9 protein-coding genes and 1 pseudogene are annotated in these 11,420 nt (G+C 73.4%); 7 read left to right on the top strand and 3 right to left on the bottom strand.

Going from position 1 to position 11,420, the window contains the following annotated elements; translation table 11 throughout:
- The 3 genes and pseudogenes from ACFRMQ_RS29755 to ACFRMQ_RS29745 form a co-directional block, all read right to left on the bottom strand.
- A pseudogene (locus tag ACFRMQ_RS29755) lies at positions 1-423 on the bottom strand (ABC transporter permease); the annotation flags it as partial.
- Complete coding sequence (locus tag ACFRMQ_RS29750) at positions 420-1,418, bottom strand: ABC transporter permease (protein WP_380733765.1); 999 nt, start codon at positions 1,416-1,418, stop codon at positions 420-422. The gene ACFRMQ_RS29750 and the pseudogene ACFRMQ_RS29755, both read right to left, overlap by 4 nt.
- Positions 1,415-2,974 (bottom strand): ABC transporter substrate-binding protein, encoded by a 1,560-nt coding sequence (locus ACFRMQ_RS29745; protein WP_380733764.1) that lies wholly within the window; start codon positions 2,972-2,974, stop codon positions 1,415-1,417. The genes ACFRMQ_RS29750 and ACFRMQ_RS29745 overlap by 4 nt, the downstream gene beginning before the upstream one ends.
- 379 nt (positions 2,975-3,353) lie before the next feature.
- Here ACFRMQ_RS29745 and ACFRMQ_RS29740 point away from each other — a divergent pair, with 379 nt between their 5' ends.
- The 7 genes from ACFRMQ_RS29740 to ACFRMQ_RS29710 all read left to right on the top strand — a co-directional run bounded on the left by ACFRMQ_RS29740 (position 3,354) and on the right by ACFRMQ_RS29710 (position 11,372).
- Entirely contained in the window at positions 3,354-4,343 is a 990-nt protein-coding gene (locus tag ACFRMQ_RS29740) for a TauD/TfdA family dioxygenase (protein ID WP_380733763.1), read from the top strand.
- Between the two features lie 41 nt (positions 4,344-4,384).
- Positions 4,385-5,374, top strand: a complete 990-nt coding sequence (locus ACFRMQ_RS29735; RefSeq protein WP_380733762.1) for an ornithine cyclodeaminase family protein — start codon at positions 4,385-4,387, stop codon at positions 5,372-5,374.
- Positions 5,365-6,696 (top strand): Y4yA family PLP-dependent enzyme, encoded by a 1,332-nt coding sequence (locus ACFRMQ_RS29730; RefSeq protein ID WP_380733761.1) that lies wholly within the window; start codon positions 5,365-5,367, stop codon positions 6,694-6,696. The genes ACFRMQ_RS29735 and ACFRMQ_RS29730 overlap by 10 nt, the downstream gene beginning before the upstream one ends.
- A gap of 31 nt (positions 6,697-6,727) precedes the next feature.
- A complete protein-coding gene (locus tag ACFRMQ_RS29725; RefSeq protein ID WP_380733760.1) occupies positions 6,728-7,759 on the top strand; it encodes a cysteine synthase family protein in 1,032 nt (343 codons plus the stop codon).
- 24 nt (positions 7,760-7,783) lie between these two features.
- Entirely contained in the window at positions 7,784-9,193 is a 1,410-nt protein-coding gene (locus tag ACFRMQ_RS29720) for an MATE family efflux transporter (RefSeq protein ID WP_380733759.1), read from the top strand.
- A gap of 140 nt (positions 9,194-9,333) precedes the next feature.
- Complete coding sequence (locus tag ACFRMQ_RS29715) at positions 9,334-10,524, top strand: CopD family protein (RefSeq protein WP_380733757.1); 1,191 nt, start codon at positions 9,334-9,336, stop codon at positions 10,522-10,524.
- A 179-nt stretch (positions 10,525-10,703) separates the two neighbouring features.
- Positions 10,704-11,372 carry a heme oxygenase (biliverdin-producing) gene (locus tag ACFRMQ_RS29710; RefSeq protein WP_380733756.1) on the top strand — a complete coding sequence of 223 codons (669 nt, stop codon included), beginning with the start codon at positions 10,704-10,706 and terminating at the stop codon, positions 11,370-11,372.
- Positions 11,373-11,420 lie beyond the last annotated feature (48 nt).

The raw sequence follows: 11,420 nt of genomic DNA, 5'->3' as shown, positions 1-11,420 counted from the left end.
CAGGGCGATGAGCATGATGGCGAGGACGGACGGCAGCAGGATCGTCAGGTCGGCGGCGCGTTCGACCCACCGGCCGAGGGCCGGGCGCAGCACCGCGAGGATGCCGATGGCGGTGGCCGCCGCGGTGACGACCAGGGCGATGGCCAGGGCGGTGGCGATCAGGGGCGCGCCGCCGGCGAGCAGGCGGCTGAGGACGTCCCGGCCGAGTTGGTCGCCACCGAGGGGCGCGTCACCGCCGAGGGGCGCGCCGCCGCCGGCTTCGGCGTAGGGGAAGGTGACCGGAACGTCGATCGGGTGCGGGGCGAGGAGCGGCCCGGCGAGCGCGAGGGCGACGAGGACGAGCGCGGGGACCGCGCGGATGAGCACCCGTCGCTTCCGTCCGGTGGTGGGCGCGGGGGCCGCTGCCGGGGCGTCGGCGGTCATCGTCGCTCCTCTCCGAGGGTGGTGGTGCGGACGAGGTCGGCGAGCAGCAGGAGCAGGCTGATGGCGGCGCCGCCCGCGGCCACGACTCCGGCGACCAGCGGGGTGTCCCGGTCGGTGATCGCGCCGGCCAGGACGGACCCGATGCCGGGGTAGTTGAAGAGGGTCTCGACGACGACGGTGCCGCCGAGGAGCATGCCGGCGGAGGTCGCGATGCCGACGGCGATGGCGGGCAGGGCGCCGGGGAGCATGTGGTGGCTGAGGATGCGTCGGCGGGGCAGGCCGTCCAGGACGGCGGCCTGGACGTGCGGCAGGGTCGACTGGTCGGCGAGTGCTCCGCGCACGATGCGGGTGTTCCAGCCGATCTGGGGGACCGCCAGGGACAGCAGCGGCAGGACGACCATGGTCCAGGACTCGGGTCTGCCGTCCGGGCCGGTGAGGGTGACGGCGGGCAGCCAGCCGGTCCACTGGGACAGCAGCAGGAGCAGGGCGACGGAGAGCACGAACTCCGGGAGGGCGAACGCGGCGGTGGACAGGGCGTCGACGGCGCGGTCGACGCGCCCGCCGGGGCGCAGCGCGGCCCAGCCGCCGAGGGCGAGGGCGCCGATGGTGCTCAGGGCGAGGGCGAGGGCGCCGAGCAGGAGGGTGTTGGGGAAGGGCCCGGCCAGGACGTCGGTGACGTTCCGGCCGCGCGCGGTGGTGCCGAGGTCGCCGGCGGGCAGGCCGGTCATCCAGTCCCAGAACCGCTCGGCGACGGGCCGGTCGAGGCCCATGGCGGTGCGTCGGGCGGCGAGGTCGGCGGCGGTGACGCCCCGGTCGGAGCTCGCGCCGGCGGCGTCGCCGGGCAGGAGTTCGATGGCGGCGAAGACGGCCGCGAGCAGGACGGCCAGCGTCACGAGTCGTCGGACGGCCTGCCGGGCGACCCGGCCCGCACCGGGGAGGATGCGGGCCGGGAGGCCGCGCGGCGCGCGGGCGCCGGCCGGCTGGAGCGTGGTCAACGTGCCAGCCAGGTCTTCTCGAGCTGGACGCGGCCGTAGCCGGGGAGCTTGGGCAGGTCGCGGACGGCCGGGCCGGCCAGGTCGATGCCGTCGGCCATGCCCCACAGCAGGTAGCCGGACCCGGCGAACTCGATCTCCTGGAGCCGGTGGAGCAGCTTGTCGCGCTCGGCGGCGTCGGCGGTGCCCATGGCCTTGCGGTAGGTCTCGTCGAAGCCCGGCTCGTTCCAGCCGGACTCGTTCTGGCCCGCGTCGGAGAGCATCGTCTTGGAGGCGAAGAAGACCACCGAGTCGTTGGTGCCCCAGTAGGTGGTGTAGAGCGTGCCCTTGAGCCAGGTGTCGTCCCAGAAGACCTTGGAGTCCTGCTTCACCACGTTGATCCTCACCCCGGCCTCGCGGACCTGGGTGGCGAACAGGGTCGCGGACTCGGCGAGGCCGGCGATGTCCTCGGTGGTGACCAGGTCGTAGGTCCTGGCGGTGTCGAAGCCGGCGTCGGCGAGCAGTTGCCTGGCCCTGGCGAGGTCGCGAGTGCGCTGCGGGATGTCCTTGGCGAAGACCGGGTCGCCGGTGCCGAGGATGTCGTTGGCGATGCTGCCGTAGCCGGAGAGGACCTGCTTGACCATGGCCTCGCGGTCGACGGCGAGCCTGAGCGCCTCGCGCACCCGGGCGTCGGCGAACGGGCCGTCGGCGGTGCGCATGACGACGGGCATCGCCATGTCGTTGGGGCGGCGCACGATCCGGACGTCCTTGCGGGCCTCGGCGGTGCGGGCGGCGACGGCGCCGACGTTGGAGGCGACGTCGATCTGTCCGGCGAGCAGGGCGTTGGCCATGGCCTGGGGGCTTTCGAAGAGGCGCACCTCGACGGCGTCCAGCAGGACCTCGCCGCCGTACCAGTGGTCGTTGCGCACCAGGCGGGCGTTGCCGTCGCGGTACCAGTCGAGCTTGAAGGGGCCGGTGCCGGGGGCGCTCGCGACGGCGTCGTCCTCGGTGTCCTTCTTGAGGACGAAGGTGGTCAGCCGGGTGAGCAGCGGCAGGTCGGCGTTGGCGTAGTCGGAGACGAGGACGACGGTCCTGGCGTCCTCGGCCGTGATGCCCTCGGGTTGGATGCCGGGCAGGCGGCTCCGGCCGGCCGGGGTGTTGCGCAGGCGTTTGAGCGACCAGACGACGTCGTCGGCGGTGACCGGGGTGCCGTCGTGGAAGGTGGCGCCGTCGGCCAGGGTGAAGCGCCAGGTCTTGAGGTCCTCGGACGGCTTCCAGGAGGCGGCCAGGCGGGGGGCGGTGTTGGCCTCGTCCCCGGGTATCGCGAGCGTGTCGTAGATCAGACTGATGATCAGGTAGTCGCTCTCGTTGGCCTGGGTGCCGTGCGGGTCCCGGGTGACGGCGGAGGCCTTCCCGAGGGCTCCGACCTTCAACGTCCCTCCGGGGCGGGGCTGCTGACCGGTTCCGTCGGAGGACGAGGCCCCATCGGCACCACCCTTGCCGCCACCGCAGGCGGCGAGCACACCGACCGCCCCGGCTCCGGCTCCGGCCCACAGCAGCTGTCGTCTGGTGACGCCCACGTTCGATCCTCGTCTCGGGTGCCGTACTCAAGTTGCTTAGGGTTACCTATCCTAAATTCAAGACAAGCCGCAAGCCGTCCGGCGGAGCGCAACCACCCCCGGGCCATGCGCCCCCCGACCCTCAAAAGCCCTCCTGAACAGCGGATTTCAGCCCGCGCGGCATGTGCGCCGCCACCCGGAACCGGAACCGCGCACCCGTAGACATCCGGCCGGGTAAGGCTTGCCTGACCTCAGAGTCGTTGTTACGTTCCTCTCGTCCGGCCGTTCGAGCCGTCCCGGACCCACGCCCCACGCGCAGCTCCCGCCGCCGTCCCACACCGGCGCGGTGATGCCACGTGCCCGCGCCCTCTCCTCTCCCGCCCCCGGAAGGTCTCCCGCCGTGCCCACCTGCCCTGCTCCGGTACGCCGCCTCGACACCGACACCGCCTCGGAACTCACCGCCGCCGCCGCGAAGTTACTGAGCCTCCACGGCTCCGCGACCAGCCCCGACCTCCTGGCCGGCCTCCCTGCGGCGTGCGCCCGGCTCGGCGACCCGCTGCACCGCCTGCTGCGCCCGGTCGACACCGCCGACGGCCTGTTCCTGCTGCGCGGCCTGGACGTCGACGACACCGCCCTCGGCCGCACGCCCGGCCACTGGTCCACCGTCGACGACGCGGGCGCGCTGTGGGACGTCGTCCTGCTGCTCGTCTCCACGCTGATGGGCACCCCGATCGCCTGGGACGGCCAGCAGGACGGCCGGTTCGTGCACAACATCGTCCCCTCGCCGGGCCACGAGAGCGAACAGACCGGCGCCTCCAGCGCCGTCCTGCTCACCCCGCACACCGAGGACGCCTTCCATCCCGGCCGCGCCCACCTGCTGCTGCTGTGCTGCATGCGCAACCACGACGGCATCGCCACCACCGCCGCCAGCGTGCGCCTGACCGACCTGCCCGACGCCGATGTCCGGCAGTTGAAGCGGCCCGTCGCCCCGATCCTGCCCGACGACGCCTACGAGCGGGCCCGGCGGTTCGGCGGCCGCCCCGCGCCCGTCCCCACCCTCTTCGAGACCTCCGACGGCCTGACGATGCGTTACGACCCGGCCTACACCCCGCTGGAGGAGGCGGACGAGGCGTGGCGCGAGGCGTACGGGCGCCTCGGTGCGGAACTGGCCCGCGTCTCCGTCGCGGTGAGCCTGGAACCGGGTGACGTCCTGGTCGTCGACAACGACCTCGTCGTCCACGGCCGGGTGCCGTTCCGGGCCCGCTACGACGGCACCGACCGCTGGCTCAAGCGCGCCTCGGTCCGCGTGGAGGGCCGCCCCACCCGCCCGCTCGCCGAGCACGACGAACACGGCTACGGCCAGGCCGCCCTCACCGCCTGGGCCGTCTGAACCACCACCGCCGCCGCTCACCACCTCGAAAGGGCACCCTCATGGACCGGGACGACACCACCCTGCGCGTACTGTCCACCAGCGACCTCGCCGGCCTGGACATCACCCTCACCGACGTCGTCGACACCGTCGAACAGGCCTACCGCACCCTCGCCGCCGGGCGGTCCGACAACCCGCGCAAGCTGACCGTCAAGCCCGCCGACGGCCACTCCGTCTCCTACGCCATGCTCGGGCGCGACGGCGTGCGCGACGTCGTCGCCGTCAAGACCTCGTACAAGCACGGCCTGCACGACAGCCGCGAGAACCAGCACTACTACACGACGCTGACCATCTACGACGACCGCACCGGCCTGCCGGTGGCGATGATGGACTGCTCCCGCATCGGCTCCCTGCGCACCCCGGCGGTCTCCGCGCTGCTGGCCCGCGAGTGCGCCGCCCCCGGCGCCTCGACCGCGCTGGTGATCGGCACCGGCACCCAGGGCCGCCTCGCACTGCCGTTCCTGCTCACCACCCTGCCGAAGCTGGAGCGCCTGCTGCTGTCCGGGACCCACCCCGACGGCATCGCCGCGGTCCGCGCCGAACTCGCCCGGCACTTCCCCGGGCGCGAACCGGAACTGGTCACCGACCTCCGGGCCGCCGCCCGCGACGCCGACGTCATCGTCGCCACCGCCGGCGCCCACACCCCCGCCGCCGTCGAGGCCGACTGGCTCAAGCCCGGCGCGGTCTCGATCCTGGTCGGCCACGGCCTCGCCCCCTCCACCCTCCACCGGGCGGACCGGGTCATCGCCACCAGCGAGGCCCAGATGCGCGTCACCGGCACCGACATGGCCGACGCCGACGGCGGGTTCCCGGCCGTCGACCTGGAACTGCCCGCCGCGATCTCCGGCGCCGCCCACGCCCGTACCGCCCCCGGCCAGCGGATCTTCGCCTACAACAGCGGGCTCGTCGTCACCGACATCGCGCTGGGCCACCGCTTCGCCCAACTCGCCACCGCCCAGGGCCTCGGCACCGAGGTGGCCCTGTGGCGCTGAGCCTGCCCGCCCACCCCGACCCGCTCACCGAACGGATCCACGCCGGCGGCCTGCTCCACGAACTCGCCCACGGCCTGGGCGGCCCCTTCCACTACCTGCTGCCCGAACGCTTCGACGCCAACCTCGCCGCGTTCCGCGCCGCCCTGGCCGAGGCCGGGGTCACCGGACACGTCCACTACGCGAAGAAGGCCAACAAGGCCTCCGTGTTCGTGGAGCGCTGCGCCGCGGCGGGCGCCGGAGTCGACGTCGCCTCGCTCGGCGAACTGCGCGACGCCCTCGGCCACGGCGTGCGCGGCGAGGACCTCGTCGTCACCGGCCCCGCCAAGTCCGAGCACCTGCTGCGCGTCGCCGTCCGGCAGGACGCGCTGATCGCCGTCGACGCCCTCGACGAGCTGGAACGGCTGCTCGCCCTCGGGGTCGACCGTCCCGCCCGGGTCCTGCTCCGCCGCCACCCGCCCGCCCAGCCCCGCAGCCGCTTCGGCCTCGACGACCCGCAACTGCGGCGGGCGCTGGACCGGTGCGCCGAGGCCGGCCGGGCCGTACGGATGGAGGGCTTCAGCTTCCACCTCTCCGGCTACGCGATCCAGCCACGCGCCGACCTCGCCGGAGAACTCGTCGAACTCTGCCTCCGGGCCCGGGCCTCGGGCCTGCGGGCGGACCGGATCAGCATCGGCGGCGGCTTCCCCGTCGACTACGTCGCCTCCGATGCCTGGGACTCCTTCCTGTCCGACCAGGGGCCCGGGCACTACCACGGCGAGAAGTCCTTCGCCACGGGCGACTTCTACCCGTACCACTCCCCCGTCGCCGGGGCGGACGCGCTGCGCGCGATCCTCGCCGCCCGCCCCGGCGGCACGGGCACCAGCCTCTCCGAACGGCTGCGGCAGACGGGCGTGACGCTGCTGCTGGAGCCCGGCCGCGCGCTGCTGGACCGGGCCGGCTCCTCGGTCTTCCGCGTCCAGGGCGTCAAGGACCGGGCCGGGTACGGCATCGTCACCGTCGACGGCACCAGCCTCAGCCTGTCCGAGCAGTGGTTCAACAGCGAGTACCTGCCCGACCCCGTCCTGCTCGGCGATCCCGCCGACCGTCCGCGGCAGCCCTACCGGGCCTGTGTGGGCGGGGCCAGCTGCCTGGACTCGGACCTGCTGACCTGGCGCAAGATCTCCTTCCCCGCCCGGCCCCGCGTCGGCGACCTGCTCGTCTACCCCAACACCGCGGGCTACCAGATGGACTCCAACGAGTCCCCCTTCCACGAACTGCCGCTGCCGCCGAAGGTCGTCATCGACCACCACGGCGGGCGCCCGCGCTGGCACCTCGACCGCTGACCCCGCCCCGCCGTCCCCACGGAGCCCCACCATGACCGATGCCCTGCACCGCCCCCCGGTGGTCAGCCGGATCTCCGACCTCATCGGCTGCACCCCGCTGTTCGAACTCGCCCGCGCCGACAACGGCGCCCGCCTGCTCCTCAAACTGGAGATGTTCAACCCCACCGGCAGCGCCAAGATCCGCATGGCCCGCCAGATGGTCCTCGACGCCGAAGAACGCGGAGAACTGCGCGAGGGCGGCCACATCGTCGAGTCCACCTCCGGCAACACCGGCCTGGGCCTGGCCGTCGTCGCCGCCGAGCGCGGCTACCGCTTCACCGCCGTCGTCGACCACCACGCCGCCGTCGACAAGCTGCGCGGTATGAAGGCGATGGGCACCGAACTCGTCTACGTCGACGACGCCACCGAAGGCGGGGAACTCCACACCGCCGCCCGCGAGGAACTCGCCGAGGAGCTGGCGCGCGGCAAGGACAACACCTTCTTCACCGAGCAGCACAACAACCCCAGCAACGCGGTCGGCTACCACGCCGTCGGCCGCGAGATCGCCCAGGCCCTCGACCACCGGGTCGACGTGCTGATCGGCGCCGTCGGCACCGGCGGCGGACTGTGCGGCACCGCCCGGGAGTTGAAGAAGTCCGTGCCCGAGGTCGCCGTCGTGGGCGTCGAACCGAAGGGCTCGATCGCCTTCGGCCCGCCCGCCCACGACTACTACCAGTCCGGCACCGGCACCCCCGAGGGCGCCACCATCGGACTGCTGGTGGACTACGACCTCATCGACGAGGGCGTGAAGGTCGGCGACGTCGAGGCCTTCGCGACCGCCCGCGTCGTCGCCCGCCGCACCGGACTGCTCATCGGCGGCTCGGCGGGGGGCGTCGTCCACGAAGCCCTGAACCGCCTGCCGGCCCTGGCACCTGATGCCGTTATGGTCGCCTTCGTCAACGACGGTGGCGAGAAGTACATGGACACCGTCTTCAACGACGACTGGATGAATGCCCACGCCCTGCTCGACGACGCGGTGGAGGCCGAGGTCGACGAAATGCTCACCAAACTCCGCAGGCCCTGACTTCCGGGAAACGTGACACCCACGATGCAGCAGCTAGCCACCCTCGCCCGCGACAGCCGCGCGCTCGCCGCGCTCGCCGTCCCGCTCGCCCTCACCCAGCTCGCCCAGGTCGCCCTCACCACCACCGACACCATCATGATGGGCGTCCTCGGCACCGAGGCGCTCGCCGCCGGCGGCCTGGCCCTGGTCGTCTTCAACCAGTTGCGCACCATGGGCGTCGGCCTCGTCACCTCCGTCGGCAACCAGGTCGCGGCCGCCGCCGCCCGCGCCGAACGGACCGAGGGCCCGGCCGACGACGGCGACGGCGAGGTGCGCGGCCTGGTCCGGGCCGCGATGGCCGTCGCCACCCTGGCCGGCCTCGCGGGTGCCGTCCTGATGGTGCTCATCGGCCAGGCCGCCACCTTCCTCGGCCAGGACGCGGACGTCGCCCACCGCGCCCAGGGCATGCTCGCCGCCCTGGCGCCCGGCCTGCTGCCCTGCCTCTGGTTCCAGGCGATCCGCCAGTTCACCGTCGGCATGCGCCGCCCGCAGGCCCTCCTGCGGATCACCATCGCCTCCGTCGCCGTCAACGCCGGACTCAACTGGGTCCTCATCCACGGCACCTGGGGCCTGCCCACGTTCGGCCTCACCGGCATCGGCGTGGCCACCAGCAGCGTCCACCTGCTCTCCTTCCTCGCCCTCCACGCCTCCGCCCGCCGCGACCCCCGGCTCGCACCGCTGCTGAGCCTGGACTTCTGGCGCGCCGACGCACCGACCGTGCGCCGCCTGCTCGGCCTCGGCACCCCGATCGCCGCCACCTACGGCTCCGAGGCCGGCTTCTTCTCCGTCACCGCCCTGCTCGCCGGCAGCTTCGGCACGGCCGCGCTCGCCGCCCACACCGCCGTCAACCAGCTGATCTACATCGTCTTCCAGGTCGCCGTCGGCCTCTCCCACGCCGCCTCCATCAACGTCAGCCGGGAGCTCGCCCTCGGCGAGTACGCCGCCGCCCGCCGGATCAAGAACACCGCCCTCGCCTGCGGCACCGTCGTCACCGCCCTCGTCGGCATCGCCTACCTCGCCGTGCCCCACCTCGTCCTGCGGCCCTACTTCGACCCCGGCTCGGCCGCCGACCAGCAGGGCCTGCGGATCGCCACCGGGCTCCTGGCCGTCGTCGCCGTGCTGCAGTTCTTCGACTGCGCCCAGAACATCGGCGTCGGCCTGCTGCGCGGCCTCGACGACACCCGGAGCGGCTTCCGCATCACCCTGATCGGCTACTGGCTCGTCGGACTGCCCGCCGCCTGGCTGTTCGCCTACCCCCTGGGCGGCGAGACCCGAGGTCTGTGGCTCGGCCTGCTCACCGGCCTCGCCACCACCGCCGCCCTCCTGCTGCGCCGATACGGCCGCGCGCTGTCCGCCAGGGCAACCGCCGTGCCGGAGGTGGCCGTCGCCGGCTGAACCCGAGGCCGGGCCCGCGGGTCGGACCCTCAGTCCGCACCCGAAGGCCGGACCCGACCGCGTAACGGATCCATTTCAGTAGAACAATCAATCATTAAAAAGTAAGGGAAGGCTAACTTTCCAAAGTTTAGCCTTCCCTTATGAACAGCCTGCTGCCGGCCGCGAACACGGCCGGATACACCATGCCCCCGACCTGGCGGCTCCTCACCAAGACCGGCTACTTCCTCGGCCTCAGCGGCGCCATCGGAACCACCATCACCTACGCCACCGCCGTCCGCCCCGCCCTCAGGGCCGCCGAGCGCGGCGGCAGCGCCGACGACGCCGCGGTGCTGCGGGGGCGATCGGCGGCCTGCGCCGCCTGGGCGGGCGTGGTGCTGCTGGCGGCCGGGTACTTCCAGCTCGCCGCCCGGGTCGCCCGCGCGGGCAAGGGGACGCCGTTCGGCGACGCCCTGGCCCCCGACCGGATCTGGCACTTCCTCCGCACCCCCGCCGCCAAGGGCGCCTGGATCGCCCAGGGCACCGTCTACCTCGTCCAGAACCTCGCCCTCCTCGCCGCCGCGGCCGCGATGATCGCCCTGTTCGTCCCGGCCGTCCGCCGTCACGCCGACCGCGTCGTCCTCGCCGCGCTGCCGGCGGCGCTCGCGGTCACGCTGATCGCGGCCGTCCCCACGACCACCCCGGCCGGCCCGGACCGCTGGCTCGACCTCGTCCTCGACCAGGTCCACATCGTCTCCGGAACCGTCTGGCTCGGCGGACTGGCACTGCTGGTCGCCCTGGCCGCGACCCGGGGCCGCCTCGGTGAGGGCGCCGGGCTGATCTGGGCCCGGGTCTGGCAGCGCTTCGGCCTGGTCGCGATGGTGTGCGTCGGCGCGGTCACCGTCTCCGGCCTCTGGCTCAGCTGGAAGCACGTCGGCGGCGTCTCCCAGCTCTGGACGACCGGCTACGGCGTCGCCCTGCTGGTCAAGGTCCTGCTCGTCGGCGGATTGGTCACCGCCGGCGCCTTCAACCAGTTCTGGCTGATGCCCCGGATCACCCGGGCCCGCCTCGCCGACGACACCGCCACGCTGCGCGAGCTGACCCTCGGCCACTTCCCCAAGGTCGTCTGGGGCGAGGTCGCGCTCGGCCTCGCCGTCCTGGTGGTGCTGCCCTTCATCGCCGGCTCGGCCCGCACCGAGGCCGGCGACCCGAAGGCCGTCTTCTCCGGTGGCGTCCTCGCCGCCGGCGCCGCGCTGGTCGCCGCCCTCGCGGTCTCCCTGTACGCGACGGCCAAGGCCTCCGACCACCTCGCACGCCGGCCGTCGGCCACCGCCACCGCCACCGCGACCGTCTGAGGGTCCGGACAACCGGAGGCCGGGGTCCGCGGATTCGTCCGCGAGCCCCGGCCTCCGCCGTTTCCCGGGCCGCTCGGCCGGTCTTGCCGACAGAGTGTCGGCACCTTTCTATTTAGGTTAGGCTAACCATAGTTATCGGGGTCATTCCGACCCGGCCGCATCCGATCCCTGGAGGCCGCATGCCCACGCCCGAGCCCGTCCCGTTCTCCGCCCTGCTCCGCACCGCCAGCAGCGAGGAGCACGAGGCCGCGGAGCACTCCTCGTTCATGAGCCACCTGCTGGGCGGACGGCTCGGCATAGAGGCCTACGCCGACCTCACCGGCCAGCTCTGGTACGTCTACCGGGCACTGGAGGAGCGGTCCGAGCAGCTCGCGGAGCACCCGCTGGCGGGCCCGTTCATCGACCGGGCGCTGCTGCGCACCGAGGCCATCGAGCGCGACCTGGCGCACCTGCGCGGGCCCGACTGGCGGGACGGGCTGGCGCCGCTGCCCGCCACCGCCGCGTACGTGGCCCGGGTGGCGGAGCTGGCCGCCGAGTGGCCCGCCGGCTACCTCGCGCACCACTACACCCGCTACCTGGGCGACCTGTCGGGCGGCCAGATCATCCGGGGCGTAGCCGAGAAGGCCTGGGGCTTCGAGCGCAAGGGCGACGGCGTGCGGTTCTACGTCTTCGAGGAGGTCGCCAACCCCGCCGCCTTCAAGCGCGAGTACCGCTCCAAGCTTGACGCGGCGGGTGCGGCGATGGACGAGGTCGAGCGGCGCCGGGTGGTCGAGGAGTGCAAGCGGGCCTTCGTGCTCAACGGGGCGGTGTTCCGCGACCTGGACGGGCGCTACCCGCTGAGCGCCTGAGCGCCCCCCGGTGAACGAACCGGCCCCCGACGAGCGGTTGCTCGTCGG

The organism is Kitasatospora sp. NPDC056783, assembly GCF_042789895.1.
GTDB lineage: Bacteria > Actinomycetota > Actinomycetes > Streptomycetales > Streptomycetaceae > Kitasatospora.
The sequence above is the reverse complement of the archived record's forward strand: the minus strand, read 5'-3'. Positions and strand labels throughout refer to the sequence as shown.